General features: G+C 60.4%; 14 protein-coding genes. 8 read left to right on the plus strand and 6 right to left on the minus strand.

Features of this window, described 5'->3' with window-relative positions; translation table 11 throughout:
• Nucleotides 1–201 precede the first annotated feature (201 nt).
• Complete coding sequence (locus tag AXK12_RS04640) at nucleotides 202–2,466, plus strand: TonB-dependent siderophore receptor (RefSeq protein ID WP_068711945.1); 2,265 nt, start codon at nucleotides 202–204, stop codon at nucleotides 2,464–2,466.
• Nucleotides 2,467–3,199: 733 nt separating this feature from the next.
• Here the strand turns inward: AXK12_RS04640 and AXK12_RS09385 are convergent.
• Entirely contained in the window at nucleotides 3,200–3,580 is a 381-nt protein-coding gene (locus AXK12_RS09385; RefSeq protein WP_068711948.1) for a hypothetical protein, read from the minus strand.
• A 142-nt stretch (nucleotides 3,581–3,722) separates the two neighbouring features.
• Between AXK12_RS09385 and AXK12_RS04650 the strand changes: the two genes are divergently transcribed.
• The 4 genes from AXK12_RS04650 to AXK12_RS04665 all read left to right on the plus strand — a co-directional run bounded on the left by AXK12_RS04650 (nucleotide 3,723) and on the right by AXK12_RS04665 (nucleotide 7,678).
• The gene (locus tag AXK12_RS04650; protein ID WP_068711949.1) at nucleotides 3,723–4,106 is read left to right on the plus strand and encodes a DUF6941 family protein; all 384 of its coding nucleotides are present in this window, start codon (nucleotides 3,723–3,725) and stop codon (nucleotides 4,104–4,106) included.
• A gap of 73 nt (nucleotides 4,107–4,179) precedes the next feature.
• The gene (locus AXK12_RS04655) at nucleotides 4,180–5,334 is read left to right on the plus strand and encodes an adenosine kinase (RefSeq protein ID WP_082782652.1); all 1,155 of its coding nucleotides are present in this window, start codon (nucleotides 4,180–4,182) and stop codon (nucleotides 5,332–5,334) included.
• 11 nt (nucleotides 5,335–5,345) lie between these two features.
• Nucleotides 5,346–6,623 (plus strand): glutamate-5-semialdehyde dehydrogenase, encoded by a 1,278-nt coding sequence (locus AXK12_RS04660; protein WP_068711950.1) that lies wholly within the window; start codon nucleotides 5,346–5,348, stop codon nucleotides 6,621–6,623.
• 74 nt (nucleotides 6,624–6,697) lie between these two features.
• Nucleotides 6,698–7,678 carry a hypothetical protein gene (locus tag AXK12_RS04665; RefSeq protein ID WP_068711952.1) on the plus strand — a complete coding sequence of 327 codons (981 nt, stop codon included), beginning with the start codon at nucleotides 6,698–6,700 and terminating at the stop codon, nucleotides 7,676–7,678.
• Nucleotides 7,679–7,692: 14 nt separating this feature from the next.
• On the opposite strand, the gene AXK12_RS04670 is transcribed toward AXK12_RS04665, so the two are convergent.
• Complete coding sequence (locus AXK12_RS04670) at nucleotides 7,693–8,904, minus strand: PD40 domain-containing protein (RefSeq protein ID WP_068711954.1); 1,212 nt, start codon at nucleotides 8,902–8,904, stop codon at nucleotides 7,693–7,695.
• A gap of 143 nt (nucleotides 8,905–9,047) precedes the next feature.
• Between AXK12_RS04670 and AXK12_RS04675 the strand changes: the two genes are divergently transcribed.
• Together AXK12_RS04675 and AXK12_RS04680 are read left to right on the plus strand one after the other, a co-directional pair.
• Nucleotides 9,048–10,178, plus strand: coding sequence for an Mrp/NBP35 family ATP-binding protein (locus AXK12_RS04675; protein WP_068711957.1), 1,131 nt, complete (start codon nucleotides 9,048–9,050; stop codon nucleotides 10,176–10,178).
• Nucleotides 10,179–10,442: 264 nt separating this feature from the next.
• Complete coding sequence (locus AXK12_RS04680) at nucleotides 10,443–10,676, plus strand: hypothetical protein (protein ID WP_068711959.1); 234 nt, start codon at nucleotides 10,443–10,445, stop codon at nucleotides 10,674–10,676.
• A 507-nt stretch (nucleotides 10,677–11,183) separates the two neighbouring features.
• Here AXK12_RS04680 and rpmG read toward each other — a convergent pair.
• From rpmG to AXK12_RS04700, 4 genes are all read right to left on the minus strand, one after another.
• Nucleotides 11,184–11,348 (minus strand): 50S ribosomal protein L33, encoded by a 165-nt coding sequence (gene rpmG / locus AXK12_RS04685; protein WP_068628719.1) that lies wholly within the window; start codon nucleotides 11,346–11,348, stop codon nucleotides 11,184–11,186.
• Between the two features lie 107 nt (nucleotides 11,349–11,455).
• A complete protein-coding gene (locus AXK12_RS04690; RefSeq protein WP_068711961.1) occupies nucleotides 11,456–12,802 on the minus strand; it encodes a PTS sugar transporter subunit IIA in 1,347 nt (448 codons plus the stop codon).
• Between the two features lie 74 nt (nucleotides 12,803–12,876).
• A complete protein-coding gene (locus AXK12_RS04695) occupies nucleotides 12,877–13,245 on the minus strand; it encodes an NADH-quinone oxidoreductase subunit A (protein WP_068711962.1) in 369 nt (122 codons plus the stop codon).
• Between the two features lie 43 nt (nucleotides 13,246–13,288).
• The gene (locus AXK12_RS04700) at nucleotides 13,289–14,383 is read right to left on the minus strand and encodes a DUF362 domain-containing protein (protein ID WP_156468874.1); all 1,095 of its coding nucleotides are present in this window, start codon (nucleotides 14,381–14,383) and stop codon (nucleotides 13,289–13,291) included.
• Nucleotides 14,384–14,555: 172 nt separating this feature from the next.
• On the opposite strand from AXK12_RS04700, the gene dnaG reads away from it, so the two are divergent.
• Nucleotides 14,556–16,529, plus strand: coding sequence for a DNA primase (dnaG, locus tag AXK12_RS04705; RefSeq protein WP_068711963.1), 1,974 nt, complete (start codon nucleotides 14,556–14,558; stop codon nucleotides 16,527–16,529).
• Nucleotides 16,530–16,531: the final 2 nt, after the last annotated feature.

Genomic DNA, 16,531 nt, shown 5'->3' on the forward strand with positions numbered 1-16,531 from the left:
TGCCAGATTTGCGTCAAGCTATTTATTTAAAGTAGCTTACGTTATTAGGGAATCACTTTTTCCAGCCAGTTACGGCCTGTATCCGTGACTGGCTTTTTTGCGCCTACACTTTCGGGTGCTCCAATAAACAACCCCAAGCCCCGTACTATGAACAACCCCAATATCTGTACACCCAAGAAGCACCCCAAGACCTATACTCCAATGAAGCCCCCAAAATTACTCCCTCTCGCATTGAGCCTGTTTACTTTCTTGTTGGGCTCGCTCCACGCCCAACAATCCCCAGACCAAAGCGACGACGATATCGTCCGACTCTCGCCCTTCGCAATCCAAGAGAGTGCTGACATGGGCCGTTACCAAGCGATCGAATCGACTTCGGGCAGCCGGGTTCGGATGGACTTGATGGACTCCACACAAAGCATCTCCGTCCTCACTAACGAATTCCTCAGTGACATCGGCACCGCCCAATTGCTGGATGCAGTCAAATATGTCGCGGGAATCGGGAACGCTAGCAGCACCGACACCATGGACATCATGAACATCCGTGGCTTCCTAAACTGGGAAATGGTAACCGTCGATGGCTTTGGCCAAACCAGTTACATCAACCTAGATCCAATCATTATTGAGCGCATTGAGATCGTAAAGGGCCCTAATGCTATTATTGCCCCTCAAGGACTGCCGGGGGGCTTGGTCAACAACGTGACTAAACGCCCGCTCTTTAAAAATAGTGGTTCCGTTTCCTATCAAGTCGGCCGCTATGACTCCAATCGCGCCGAAATCGATGCGAACTATGTAGTAAAGGACGACAAGCTCGCCTTGCGTGTGGTCGGGGCCTTCACCGATGCCGATAAGTATTTGAAGGAAAAGTATTCCCAGAATCTTACGGTAATGCCGATGCTCACCTATCGGATCAGCCCGACCACCGAGCTTACTGCCCAAGTTATAGTTTACAATGGGACGGCAACGCTGACGAACATCCCCCTGTCCATCTATGCAGTGGGCCGTAGAAACGTCCACATTCTGGAGGGGCTCCCGCGCGATTTCGCACTGTCAAACCGTGACGATAACCGCCACGAGAGTGGCCAAAGGGCACAGTTTCTTCTCACTTCTCAAATTACTGACAAACTCTCTATGCGACTGGCCGGTAAGTGGGCTCAGCAGTCTTCTCGCGCAAGTGAAATACATCCCAGCAGCCCCCGCGATGTAAATGGTGACCTACTCGACCCCCAGCCAGTCCAGGTCAACCCCATCACTGGAGCGTGGGAGTGGGATGGGATCATCCGCAGTGACGAGGTACGCTTCACCCTTGCCGGGGTTAAAGACATGACTGACCTCGACCACGCAAACCTACAAAGTGACTTCGTATTCGAGCACTTAGGCCAAGGCTGGAAGTCGCAAACTGTCGCCGGCTTCGCGATTAATTATAGAAGCACGGGCGGGGGCTATAAAATTGCGTTCGCGACACCCGTTAATGGCTCGAACCTCTTCGACTTGACTGACAGCAGCTACACCCCTGTGTCCTTCATAGTCGAGCCCGATTGGGCATTCCACAGTTCGTTGCGCAATCGCAGCAACCAAGTCTACCTCTACCAAGTATTCAACCTCTTTGATGACCGGCTGGTACTCAGTGGTAGCTTGTCTCAGAATCGTTACTTCAGCGGCGGGACTGACAATTTAAGTGGTACCAGCACCGATGATAGGGCCGAAGCAACGCTGCCCTCTGGCGGTTTCGTTTACAAACTTACCCCGGAGGTCTCTCTCTACTACGGCTATTCCAAACAAGAGATCTTGGGCATAGCCCATCCGAAGGACCTTATTCCTACCCACACGAGCCCCAGTCGTCAACACGAGGGCGGCCTCCGTCTCCGGCTCTTCGATGGCCGGCTCTACACGACCTTTGCCTACTTCGATATCCAACAAGACGGACTCTGGGAAGGGAGCCTTGCGAACTGGATTGATCCGACTGCGCCTAAAGAGCCTGCGATAACTAGCAATCGCACCTCTAAGGGCTTCGAGTTTGAATTCGCTTGGTCGCCCACCAAAAACTTCTCGTTAATCGGCAGCTTCACCGACTTCAAAAGTCGCGACCAGGGTAATAGGCGCTACTCGCATATCGCCGAGAGAATGGCCGGAATCTGGGGCAGCTACAGCTTCTCCGAAACAGGTTCACTGCGCGGCCTATCCTTCGGGCTCGGTGCCAACTACGTCGGTGACCGCCCCAGCGATACTTTAGGCCAGTATACAACCCCGCCTCAAGGCTTCCAACCCGCTCGCTACCAGCCTCTATTTTGGATCCCCTCTTATATCGAGGTCGAGGCCACTGCGACTTACCGCTTCAACAAGCACTGGAAGGCACAACTCGTCATCAAAAACCTCCTAGATAAAGACTACATCAAGGTGGCTACTAATCGCACTATCTATCCAAGCACGCCCTTTAACCCAAAGCTCACTCTACGCTATGATTTCTGAGTAAGGGAGTTAAGCGCCCTCACTTACGGTGCGCTCCACCGTAAGTGAGGGTCGGCTTTATCTGAAAGAAGGCGGAGGCAGCCTCGTAGGCAACGCAACTTGTCTATTCCGCTGTAGAGTACGAAACATACGGCCACCCGTACCAAGACTGGAACTGGGTGCGATCCAAGCTTGGTTTGGTCAGTCGCGTAGCCAGTAGTGGAGCAGAGGAACTAGCCCGGATTTTATTTAAGGGGCTTAGGGTCTGTTCGCGTTTCAAACGTGAGGCATCTGGCTCGCGGCTTGCCACTCACGTGTGCTGCGCACGCTCGCCGCCGCAGGCTGCTTTATTTGGCGGCGGGCTCGTTGGCGACAAGTGCGCTAGCCTTGGCGGCCCGCCGTCCATCGCTGCACCCATTCACAGAGCCGCTTGGTTGCCGTGCATTCGCACAGCAGCCAAGCGGCCCTGTGAAAAGGAACCCAAACTTGGAGCCGGGAGTTTACTGATGATTTTCCCCACCTCGCCCAAACGGGTTATCACTCTACTCCCTGTCGCAACGCGACAGGGAGAGTGTTTTCAAATTTGGGATTTCGCTTTCGCGCGATAGCGCGATGAGAAATCCCAAATTAAATGGAAGCGGTCACTGACCGCCGCCCCACGCGCAGTGGAAGGAAGCAAACCTGTTTGCTTCCTAAGACCCCATGCAATTGCCGGCCGAGAGCCGGAGCGAGCCTTGTCGAGTCGAGTGCTGGATTAGGAGGCAGCTCGCTCGGACAGCCAGAAGAACCAGATGCACCAGACCACGACGGCGACGATGACCAAGGGGATAAGGAGCGTGAGCGTCCATTTCAGCATCCGAAAGCCGAGCCACAGTAGCCCAATCCCGAGCACACCCGCACAGCCGAGCACGAGCCAATGCGGATAAGTCGCCAGCACTTGTAGCCACTCAGGATGGCCCGCTTGCCCCGCCCATTCGCTCCAGCCGTCTTGGGTAAAAATCGCGGGGCTCAAGCCCACCGGTTCTGGCGCGGGCTGCGGTTTTTGAAAAATCGCGCCGAGCTGCTCGCCGAGTGCCTCGACTTGCCCCCTCACAGTCTCCAGTTTCTCCTCCAGTGGCTGCGCTTGTTTACTCATAAGCGCATCTGCTGGAGAGAGCCCGCTTAAGTCGAGCGGAAATGGAATGGCCCCACTCCCAGGGTGCACACTCGACGCGTGGGGCGGTGGCTCCTTTGGCTCTTGCTCGCTACCGGCCCCGCTTCATCCCTCTTTCACCTTTATGCAATCGAAACCTCAACTGCTCGCTTGGATCACCTGCGACGGCGTCCACATCGACCCCTCCACCGGCAAGCACACCATCCTCGGGGCCTTCTCCAACATCCAGGCCAAGCACTTCCCCGCCACGCACCCGCACATGGTCTGGTTTATGACGCTGACCGACTGCGCGGTCGGCGAGCATCAAGTCCAGATCTCGCTCGGCCAAGACCCCACCGCGATGCGGCCGCTCATCCAGCGCGGCTTCGAGTCGCCCTCGCCTCTGCAGCGGATCAACCTCATCAACGAAATCCGCAACCTCTCCTTCCCCGAGCCTGGCGAATACTCGATCCTCATCGAGGTAGATGAAGAGCCCATCCTCGCCACCAGTATCCACGTCCTAGACTAAACGGCGACCGCGCCCCGCGCACACGCTCTCCATTTCTCCTCCTTTTTATCTCCCACCTTTAAGTTTTCAACCCATGCCGACCGCCACCGCTCAAAACGCCACAACCACCGCAGCCTCCTCGCCCAACCCGACGCGTGCCAACGCGCACGCGCCCGATAAACAAGTCGAGGGCCTCGACCTCATTGGCGTGGGCAGCCCCATCATGGATTTACTCGCGCATGTGGACGACAGCTTCCTCCGCGAGCACGTTTCTGGGGAAAAAGGCGGCATGGTCCTCGTCGAGGACGCCGATATCGCCGAACTCGTCGCCAAACTCCCATCGCTTGCCACGGTGCCCGGCGGAGCCGCGGCCAACACCACACTCGCCGCCGCGCGGCTCGGCCTCTCGACCGCCTTCCTTGGCAAAGTCGGCTCCGACGACACCGCCGCCCAATACCTCGCCAACTTCCGCGAACACGGCGCCGACACCGCCCGCTTTAAGCAGCACCCCGCGCTCCCCAACGCCCGCTGCCTCTCGCTCGTCACCTCCGACGGCCAGCGCACCATGCGCACCCACCTCGGCGCCGCCATGACGCTCGCCCCCGAGGAAATCAGCCCAAGCGACTTCGCCGGAGTGCGCCACGCCCACATCGAAGGGTACCTCCTCTTCAACCCCGCGCTCGCCGACGCCATCCTCAGCGCCGCCCGCGCCGCAGGCTGCACCCTCAGCCTCGACCTCGGCTCCTTTGAAGTGGTGAGCGTCGCCCGCAAATGGATTTTCCGCCAACTCGAAGCAGGCATCGACATCGTCTTTGCCAACGAAGACGAAGCCCGCGCGCTCTTTGCCGACAATCCCGAGCAAACCCAAAAGGGCAGTCCCGACGAAGGCTCTGCACTCGCCGCCAGCGAGAGCACGCCCGATAAACAGGCCGAAGCCCTTGCCCGCTTCGGCGGTATCGCCGCCGTAAAAATCGGAGCCGAAGGCGCGTGGCTTGCCCAAGGCGACAGCCTCCACCGGATCGCCCCCGCGCCCGTCTCCCAAGTCATCGACACCACAGGAGCGGGCGACGCTTGGGCAGGCGGCTTCCTCTACGCCCACCTGCGCGGTGCACCGCTCCCAAGCGCCGGCGCGCTCGGCTCGCTGCTCGGAGCCGAAACCGTGCAATGCCTCGGAGCCGCTATCCCCGCCGACCGCTGGCCCGAAATTCGGGCCAAGGCTACCGAGTTGCTCACACAACACAGCGCGTAATAGTCCTGCCCATGCCCGCTCCCCTCGAAGCCCAAATCCTCGAAATAGCGCAAAACGCCCGCGCCGCCTCGCTCGCGCTCGCGACGGTGCCCACCGACGCGAAAAACGCCGCGCTCCACGAACTCGCCCGCCTGCTCGAAACACACAGCGACGCGCTCCTCGCGGCTAACGCTCGCGACCTCGCAGCGGCCACCGAAAACGGCCTCACTCACGCGCAAATCGACCGCCTCACCCTCACCACCGACCGCCTCGCTAAACTCGCGCAAAGCGTCCGCGAAGTCGCCGCGCTACCCGACCCCGTTGGTGAGCTTTTAGACGAAACTACCCGCCCCAACGGCCTGCACCTGCGCCGTGTCCGCGTGCCCATCGGCGTCATAGCAATCGTCTACGAAGCCCGACCCAACGTCACAATCGACTGCGCCATCCTCTGTCTTAAAAGTGGAAACGCCGCCATCCTCCGCGGCGGCAAAGAGTGTTTTCATACCAACACCGCATTCGCCGCGCTCATCACCCGCGCACTCGCCACGAGTGGACTCCCGCCCGCCGCCGCCCAACTCATCCCCACCACCGACCGCAGCGCGCTCACCCACCTCCTCCGACTCGACGCCCTCGTCCACTGCATCATCCCACGCGGCGGCGAAAGCCTCATCCGCTTCGTCAGCGAAAACAGCACCATCCCCGTCATCAAACACTACAACGGCATCTGCTTCGTCACCATCGACCAAGCCGCAAACCTGGACATGGCCGAGCAGATAATCGTCAACGCCAAGACCTCGCGCCCCGGCGTTTGCAACGCCGCCGAGCAACTCCTCGTCCACCGCGCAATCGCCGAAACCTTCCTCCCCCGCGCGGCGCAAGCCCTCATCAAAGCAGCCAACGTAGAGCTGCGATGCGATCCGGCGAGTGCGGCCATCCTTGCCTCAGCCAACATCCCCCACACCGCCGCGACCGAAGCCGACTACCGCACCGAATTCCTCGCGCAAACCCTCGCCATCCGCATCGTCGATTCGCTCGAAGACGCCATTGCCACCATCAACCGCGACAGCTCCGGCCACACCGAGACAATCGTCACTGCTGACAAAGCCGCCGCAGAAAAATTCCTCGCCGCCGTCGATAGTGCCGCCGTCCTCTGGAACGCCAGCACCCGCTTTAGCGACGGCTACGAGTTTGGCCTAGGAGCCGAAATCGGCATCTCCACCGACCGCCTTCACGCCCGCGGCCCGATGGGCCTGCGCGAACTGTGCACCTACAAATGGATCGGCACCGGCACCGGACAAATCCGTGACTAACCGCTAACGAGCGCAAGCGAGCAAAACACCCGAGCGCACCGACCCCCGTGTCACCCCCAAAAAAAATGCGAGCCATGAACACCCCCAAACGCCTCTCCCTGCTTCTCCTCCTCGCGCTCCTCGCTTTCGGGCTCACCACACAGGCCGACGCGCAGTCGGCGAACCCCGCGCAGAATAAAAAGGGCGAAGAGCTCGTGCGGGCAAATCGCTCCGAAGCATCGGAAAACGCGACACAGCCCGACTCAGAGCCCCAGTCTGACCACGCACCAAAGCGCGCACCTCGCCGTGAACGGCGAGGTCAAGCGGGGTCATCGTCATATGGAGCCGAAGGCTCCCCTAGCTTGTGGAGGAGAAGCTCCGACCTCAGGGGCGGAGTTCTTCACTCGGAGCCAACAGGCTCCGCGCAAAATAATGGAGCCCTCGACTCCTTCGACGCGTTTCCCGCCGCCGCGGCCAAGCGCCCCATCCCACCTCGGGCCGTCTCCGAAAACGTCGCCGCGCAACTCGCCGCCCGCATGCCCCAGTACACCCCGCCCCCCGAGCCAAAGCCGAAGCCCGACGATCAAGACGCTCCAGATGGGGAACTCGCTGACATGCGCGATACCGATAGGCCGAAGAACCAAATCCTCCGACTCCCCGACTACGTCGTTCGCGAAAAGAAATCCCCCATCCTCCGCGAGCGCGACATTCACAGCCCCAGCGGCCTAGCCGCTCTCGCCGCGAACCGCTACCTCTCCGAGACTGGCCAAGCCCTCAACCGCTTTCGCCTCCCCCTCATCGGCAGCGCGGCCCAAGCCTACGCGCTCGCCCGCTACGAAGAAGACGAACGCCTCCGCAACATCCGCGACCTAAACGACACCGCCCGCGACCTCGGCCAACTGCAAAACGCCCAAGCCAGCTCCTCGGGCGATGCGGTCCCCACCTGGGGCACTCTCCCCGCTTCGCACGGTGCTTCTGCGCGACGCGCCACCGACGCCGAAGCGAGCCTACGCCGCCTCATCCGCGACACCACCTCGCGCCGCGCCACCGAGCCCCCCTCAAAACTCGCGCAGTGACGAGTTGTTAAGCCTCAGCGCAGCAGGGCATTTGCTTGGAGCGCGGCACCGAGCGCAGCAGGGCTGATGGTCGTTGAGCGGCCTGTCTCGGTGTCGAGAATGCATAGACGGCTGGTTTGCCGGTCGCGCGCCGTGTAAATCAGGTGCCGCCCGTCGGCCAGCCAGCAGGGCTCGATCGCATCGAAGGGCGCATTCGATACTTGGCGGGCGGGCTCGCCGCTTTTTGAGAAATCGTAGGTGGCGATTTGGAAGCCACTGCCAATCCGCATCGTGAAGGCGATTTTATTGGCATCGGCTCGGCTCCAGTCCGGCTCCGAGCAATAACGGCTAATGTTGGTCGGTACGCGCCGCGCTGCACCACCGGCAACCGACATCACGTAAAGCTGCGGGCCGCCCGCCGAGTCGGAGGTGTAGATGATCCGAGAGCCATCGGGCGAAAAGCAGGGCGAGGCCTCGACGGCATCCGTCCGTGTGAGACGGCGAATTTGGCGGCCTTGGGCGTTGCCCACGTAAATCTCGGCGTTGCCCTCGCCGCTCAAGACCATCGCGACTTGCCGCCCATCGGGGCTGAAGCGCGCCCCGCTGTTGGTGCCTTTAAAGCTCACGAAACTCGTGCGCTGCGTGCTGCGCAGGTCGATTTGGAAAATGTCGGGAAAGCCGGAGCGAAAGTAGCTCGTGTAAATGATGCGCGAGCCATCGGGCGACCAGCGCGGGGTGAGCGACTGGGAGTTGTCACGCGTAAGCTGGCGCAGCTCGCCGAAAAACAGGTCGGAGATGTAAACCTCCTTACGCCCCGTGCGCTCGGCGACAAAGGTGAGCTTCGAAGCGAAGAACCCGCGCAGCCCCACTTCGTTCGTTCGCTCAACGGCGACATCGGCGGCGCGCAAGAGCGCGTGCCGGAGCGTGTCACCCGAGAGCGTCTGCGAGTGGACGAGCCCGCCCGAAGCATTGGCGATCTCAACGCGCACCTGGGCGGCCCCCGCCTGCGCAAAACGAATGTCGTAACGATGGCCGCTGCCCACCACCCGATAGCGGCCATGCACGCCAAAGGCCTGCTGCGCGAGCGCGCCCAGTTCCGAAGTCGTCGACGACACCCGCACCGGCACCACCTGCACGTCCGAAGCGATGACGACATCGCCCACGTTACGCTGCGCCTGCACGACCAAGGGCAGCACGCCAAGTAGCGTAACGAGCGAAAAGAGGAAGCGAGAGAGTGAAAGAATCATGAGGCGAAAAACTTAGAAAAACGAAGAAGAAGGGCGGCCGCTTTGGTTTTGCCCAACGGCAAACCAGAAAGGCACGCGAAGCCCATTTCTATTTGCAGCGCACAGAACCATAACAACTTAATTCCCGACGCATTTTTACCGCCGTGACCTCTGACGACATCAAAGCCCAGCTCGCCCAAGTAAAATACCCCGGCTTTAGCCGCGACATCGTCTCCTTCGGACTCGTGCGCTCGGCAGCCTTTTTGGAGGAAAGCGGCACGGCTAAAGTCTCGCTCGCGCTCACGACCAGCGACCCGCAAATGCCCTTGCAAATCAAGACCGCGGTCGAGGCGCAGCTTCGCGGCCTGCCCGGCGTGCGCGAAGTCATCGTCGACCTCGCCGTCACTTCGGTAAAGCCCCCCGTAACGGGCGGCGCAAGCGGCACCGCAGGAGTCGGCGGCAACCTCGCGGGCGGCGCCGCGCTCCCCGAAGGCATGGCGCACGCGGTCGCAATCGCCTCGGGCAAAGGCGGAGTGGGCAAAAGCACCTTCGCGGTGAACCTAGCCTGTGCCGCCGCCCAAGTCATCGCCGCGAGCCAAGGCCGCCTGTGGGGCCGCCAACGCAGCCCACGAGTTGGCTTGATGGATTGCGATATTTACGGGCCCAGCGTCCCGCTGATGATGGGCCTCAGCGGGCGCCCCGAAATCGAGGGCGACGGCGCAGGCGCGATGATTATCCCGATGGTACACCACGGCGTGAAGGTCATGAGCATGGGCTTCCTAGTAGACGATAATACGCCCGTCATCTGGCGCGGGCCGATGATCATGAAGACCGTCCAGCAGTTCATCCAAAACGTAAAGTGGGGCGAGCTCGATCTCCTCCTCATCGACCTGCCCCCCGGCACCGGCGACGCGCAACTCTCACTCGTGCAAACCATCCCACTCGACGGCGCGATCCTCGTCACCACGCCCCAAGCCGCCGCCACCCAAGTTGCGCGCAAAGGCGGACTCATGTTTCAAAAGGTCAACGTACCGCTCCTCGGTGTCGCCGAAAACATGAGCGACTTCGTCGACTCCTCCGGCCAACATCACGCGCTCTTTGGTAGCGGCGGTGGAGCCGCGACCGCCGAGCAACTCGGCACCGTGCTCTTGGGAAAAGTCCCGCTGCTCTCCGCAATCCGTGAAGGCGGCGACCTCGGCCAACCCATCGTCGTTCGCGAACCGCAGAGCGAAACTGCACAACTCTTCCGCGACATGGCCGAGGGCCTCCTCAAAGGGCTAAAAAAACGGTCATAAAAGGGGACCGTTTATAACACGTCGCGGGAGCCAGCACACGGCTGTGATTTCGCCCGTATGGCGGTTCACCCAGCCTACAGCTTCCGGAGGTAATTCCTGCAAAAACTATCCGCAGGGCCCCACCCTCTTCGAGCATAAATCCGCGCCCAAAACAGGAGCAGCGATCTTATTAGCGGCTTTGTTGTGACGCACGCAGGACATTTCGGAGCGTTGACAGCCCCCAGTCCGCCACTCGGAATCGCGACCCGACCTGACCTGTTTGGAATGACACGCACCACCTCCACCACGACACCCAGCAAAACGACCGATGCCCCCTCTCGCGATTTTGTTAAAAAATCCAGCCTCTACCAAGAGTTTCTCGCCGAGCGCGAAGAAATCTTAAAACACAAATGGCTCGAATCTGAACGCCTCGGCTACGACATCGGCTTCGAGCACGCGCTGCTCGACTGGATTCGCAAACACCGCGAAAGCTGGCGCGCCACCCGCCGAAAAGGATGACGTCGCGTGGAAGCAGAGTGCTTCTAGCGTGACTCGGCTCGCGCACAAGTCGCTGCACAGTCAGAAGTAAAGAAGCCGCGCAGACGGTCGCATTAAGTGCGTTTAATGACTACTTTTGCATAGTCACTGCATACGGCGTGAGCATGAAACCTCCGCTGATAAATACCAACCCGACTTGCTAAAAAACTGCGATAGTTTTGCTCTGATATAGCAAGCAGCGGAATAAAAAGACATCGCAGCTAAAACATGCGCCAAGATAGTCATTATATTACTCGCTGGGAAAATCCCAACAAAGCGTGCTAATTGACCTCCCGCCCAATAGAGTATCCTTTCAGTTCTAGGAAAATCATTTACCTAGCCCACAAAAGGAGCACCTAGGGAGAATTACGGCTGTGGGTAGAGCCTTTGCCTGCCTATCCATCAAGGACATTGCCGGTTTAGGGCGCAAAAAAGCCAGACCGTTAACAGGTCTGGCTGGGAGGGAGTAGGAATTAGCCGCGCGCCCGCTTACTTAATCTCTTTGTGGAGAGTGTGCCGCTTGAGGTGCGGGTTGTATTTCTTTTTCTCGATGCGCTCGGTCACGGTCTTTTTGTTGCGCGTAGAGAGGTAGCGGGACACGGGTTTACCTTCTTTGCGGGCTTCCGTGCATTCGAGGATGATCTGGTCTTGCATGTATTTGAAAGGGTTTGGGAGACGGGACAGCAAAGCCCACGGCTCGGGCACGGCAACCGTAAAGTTTCCGGTAGCTTTGCGAGCCCATATAAGTCGGTCGAAGGCCGTCACTGACTCCGCCGATCCATAAGCGGGAGCATCACGCCACGCCGGAAGAGCGTCACTTGACCGGAGCTAGAAACGACGATGGCGATGCACTGCGCTTTTAGGCTAATCGCCGCCGCCGCCGCGTGCCGACTCCCCAAGCCACCCGGCAATGAGTGCTCGGGATCGACCGCTTGAATGAGGCTGCCTGCGGACTCGAGCACGCCATCGCCACCAATCAAGAAGGCTCCGTCAATTGAGGAAAACTCCTTCACCGTCTCATCCATAAAGGGGTTCAGGATGTTGCGATCTTCTTCCTTATAGCCGTAGAAGGGATTGAGGACGAGGGGTTTGGAGAGTTTTTCGACTTTATTGATATCGCCCACGACGAAGAGCGAGCCAACCGGCTTGCCCTCGCGGCCTTCAATCGCGAGTTCGGTCGCGACGGCGATTACACGCTCCAATACCTCGGGTTTTACATCGACCGGCAGCAGGTCGTTGCGCCCCGTGAGCAGCGTCTGAAACTCGCGCTCGATTTCGACCACGCTCAGCGTGTCAAACTGGTTGCTCCCCGCCACGCCGCCTATGCAGCAGATGCGGTCAGTGAAGTTGAGCGCACCGTGAGTCAGGGCCATCAGGATCGCGCTGCGCAGCTGCGACATGCGCTGGTTGGAGAAGGCGCGAACCTGGAGGGTGACATTAAAGTCTTCTTTATCCTCGCTCGCGGGCTGCTCCACCGCGTTTCGCGACACGAGGATCGTCTTGATTTTCGAGCGCAAGATGCCCGCCGGAATCCCGCCAATAAAGGTATCGCCAAAAACCATAATTGCGCTGCATGCCGCGCCGCTGGCGACACGCTGCGCCTCGCGAAAAAGGAGCCGGTTGGTCCGGTTTTGCTGTGCTTGGACCGGGCGAATGCCATCGAACCCACCCACAAGCCGCTCGTAGAGCGTGTCGAGGTCGGGTGCGTTCGCGAGGTTTTGCACGAGTTCGGGCTCACGCACTTGGCGCGCGATCGAGGCGAGAACTTGCAGGTAGTTGGGCGCGCGGTCGCCCGCCAGCAGCATGAAGATGAGGTTCACACGCTCCTCGTCGTTTGTCCCCTCGTGGCGGATACCGGTGCGGCTGCGGCCGATTGCGAGGATGTAGCGGCGCTTCATTTTTACGCGGACGTGAGGCAGCGACACACCGTGGCCGAGATAGGTGGTCATCGTGCTCTCGCGCGCGAGTAGGCCGCGCAAGAGCGACTCGGGCTTTAGATCGTCAAACTTCTCTGCGCAAACGCTCAACAGCTCCTCAAGCGCGCCGCGCAAGGTCGAGCTGTGCAGGTCGATGATGCGGCTGCGCGCGATGATTTTTTCCAGCCGCATAATAGTTCGTTATCCTCGTACAGGGGAATCCGTTTAGCCCGTTCTGGCTCTGGTGCGCACAGCTAACGACGCGCTCACTTCTCCCACTCTAGCGCGCCCTTCTTTAGCTCGTAAAAGAGCCCGAGGACGAGCACGCCGATGAAAAACATCATGGGTGCGAAAATCGTGATGTGGTTCGCCAAAAACTCGCGGTAGACGAAGCACAGCGGGATGAGAAACACGACCTCGATATCGAAGAGGATAAAGAGCATCACGGTGACGTAAAATTTTACCGAAAAGCGCGAGTGCGGCGCGCCCTCGGAGGGGACACCGCATTCGTAGGCCGAGTCCTTAATCTTGTTCTTCGCAGCGCGCTGACCGAGCAGGTGAGTCGCCGCGATGAGCAGCGCAGCGATTGCCGCTGCCAAGGCGGCTTGGATGAAAAACGGCAGATACGGGGTCATCGTGCCGACAAAATCGCCCGCGCAACCGCCACTGACAAGCGGTTTATTCTGAGAGCTTAATGATAGTCGCCGACGCCGTTTCGGTCGAGCCCACGCCGAGCATTTCGGCAAACTCGAGTGTGCGAATCTCCTCCGAAACCGGCGCAAAGCCCGAGAGCTTCCGCCACTGATTAATCCGCTCCAGCATCAGCGAGTCGAGCATCACGGGATCGCGCGAGAGCCACAAGCGCGGCTCCGATACGCTGTAAAGCGAGTTAAAGAAAGGCCCACCGATGAATTGGTAGTGCTGGAGGCTTACAAGCGTGAATGCCCAAGTCTCGCGCAACTCGGGTATGGCACTCATCTCGGCAACGGCCGCGGGCGCATTGGCCGGGCTCCGAAAGAAGCGCGCCGTGTTCGAGGCATTCCAGAGCGTCGCATTTACCAGTGCGCCGTTTACGCCGAGCGTCGCGTGGTCAGTGTAGACAGGCAGGTTTATCCAAAAATCCGCATCGAGAAACAGCGGCGTAGCGAGAAAGCTCTTGCGGTCTTCGTCAGGCGAGGTGTCGGCACTCACTCCCCGCGTCTGCGATTCGGCGAAAATCGGGTCAAAACGCTGCGGCAGCGGGCTATCGTAAAACCACACCGGATCGTAGAAACGGCCCGACTCCAGCACGTAAACCTTGTGCCCGGGAAAGGCCGACTGACCGGTCGCCAGCGAGGGCAAGTAGCCCGTCATCCGCAGCCGTAGTTGGTTTAGCCCTACTAAAAAAATATCCTCCTTTGCAAAACCGCGCCGCTCAAGCGCAGCGATTACTGCGCGCACGAGCGGGACAGGCGTCGCCATGCCCGGGCCCGAGTCGGCGTAGATTTTTAGGCCCACTTTCTTCTTCTCGCCCGGGACGAGTGCCCAGCCGCTCTGTCCCTCGAAGTCGTGAATCACCCGCTCCACTGCGCGGTCATAGCTCGCTTGACTAAAGTCGCCAAGCGCGACCTCCCAAATCGGCGCGGGCCCGGCGGCAGGCACAGCCTGTGTTTGCGCTGCGCTTGCATCCGCGGCCTGCTCGGCTGTGCGAGTATCGGGAACTTCTTGCGCCCAAAGCCCACAGAGCCCACAAGCGGAACTAAGTAAAAACGTGGCAAAAAGCAGTAAACGCATGGGCAAGAAGAAGAGCGGCAAAGCGGGCGAGATGTTTCCTCGTTTGAGCGGAAGGGCGCAACCCTTGACAGCCCAAAGTCGCCCTTGAAAGTGCATTCTCCTAAGACCGCGCCGAACTCAGCTCCGCTCTCCTGCCTTTCCGATTCGCCGCAGCCGCCCACTCTCCCGCTCAATGCCCGTCATCAAGCCAAGCTGCGTGCGCGACCTCAAGTTGCGCGTCCCAATCGCCGACGTCGTCTCCCGCGTGGTGACACTGCGCGGCACAGGCGGCCGCCGGATGAAGGGCCTATGCCCCTTCCACAATGAGAAGACGCCCTCCTTCCACGTCGATACGGATAAGGGCTTTTATAAGTGCTTCGGCTGCGGCCAAGCGGGCGACATCATCAGCTTTGTCCGCGAGACCGAGCAGCTCGGCTTTAGCGAAGCGGTCGAGACGATTGGCCAACGTTTCGGCATCGAAATCGAATACGAAGAAGGCAGCGGCGGCCCCAGCCGCGAAGAACGCTCGCTGCGCAGCGAACTCTTTGAGCTCCACGAACTCGCCGCCGATCACTACCACCAAGCCTTTCGTGTGAGTAGCCCGCTCGGCGACTTCATGCGCCACTACTGGAGCGACTCACGACACTTCGACCTCGCGATTGCCGAAGAGTTTAGAATCGGCGCGGCAGGCGCAGACGGGGCCGACACACTCGCCGCACTCCTCCTCAAAAAACGCTTCAGCGAAGACGCCCTCCGCCACTGCGGCCTTTTCTTTATAAGAGACGGCACACCGATTTCGCCCGCCACGCTGCGCCCACGGTTTCGCGGACGACTCATGATTCCCATCCGCGACCACCAAGGCCGCGTCGTCGCCTTCACCGCGCGCCAGACCGCGCTCACCCCGAGCGACGACCCCGCGCGCGACGCCAAATACACCAACTCCCCCGAAACCCCCATCTTCACCAAGGGCAACCTCCTCTTTAATCTCGACCGCGCCCGCAGCGCTGTCGGCGAAGGCCGCCCCTTCGTCCTCGTCGAAGGACAACTCGACGCTATTCGCTGCTGGAGCATCGGGCTAAAAACCGCCGTCGCCCCGCAAGGCACCGCCATCACCGACACGCAACTCCGACTCCTGCGTCGCTACCACGCGCAAATCGAGTGCTTCTTCGACGGCGACAGTGCCGGGCAAAAGGCCGCGCTTCGCTTCCTGCCACTCGCGCTCCGCGCCGGACTCGAAGCCCGCTTCCTCGTCGCCCCCGATTCTGGCAACATCGGCGACAACAGCGCCGCGACCGCCAACACGCCTCCCCCACTCGACGACCCCGACTCGCTCTTCCTCGCCCAAGGACTCGCCGCTTACGACGCACTCCACCAAGGCTCGCTCTCGGCCATGCACTACGCCGCACGCGCCCTCCTCCCAGTGCCGACCCACGCGACCGCCGAAGAAAAATCCCGCGCGGCGCACGCGCTCATGGAGATAATCGCCAACGCAGAGTCCCAAGTCGCCCAAAGTGAATTCGTAGCCGAAGCCGCCGCCCACCTCCGCATCGCACCGCACGCCATGCAGCGCGACTTTCACCGGCTTAAACTCCGGCGCGGACGCGGCACAGCGGCGCGAGCTGCACTAGGTGAGCGCGCCCCCAACCCCTTGTCCGCCGACACGCGACCAGCACTCGACGGCGAGCCCACGACTCGCCGCCAAGAAAAAGAGCCGAAGACTCCGCCCGAAGAACACTTGCTACTCGTCTGCCTGCACTTTGAGCAAATCGGCCCCGCCCTCGCTCAAACTCTCCCCCACGACTGGATCGACACCCGCCACACCGCCGGGGCACTCCTTAACCGCTTCCTTGCCGAGTTTGAGCAAGCCAACTGGCCCGGTCGCGACCACCTAGACCCGCTCCTCGAAACCGACGCCGAGCGAGCACTCGTCACTACGCTCCTCTTCGACCCGCCCGCCTTTGAAGACCCGCACAAAATCGCCAGCGAAGCCCTGCGCCTCCTCCGCGCTCGCGCCCTAGAGCCACGCCTCCACCAAATCGCTCTTGATTTAGCTCGACACGATGCGGACAGTCCCGCCCCCCCAAATCTAGGGGCTCTCTTGCAAGAACAGTTAGAAATCAAACGCCAGCTCCTAAGGCCGCTCCTCCTCTCAACCGCTGCCGCCTGACT

Source organism: Cephaloticoccus capnophilus, from assembly GCF_001580045.1.
In the GTDB taxonomy this organism is placed as follows: domain Bacteria; phylum Verrucomicrobiota; class Verrucomicrobiia; order Opitutales; family Opitutaceae; genus Cephaloticoccus; species Cephaloticoccus capnophilus.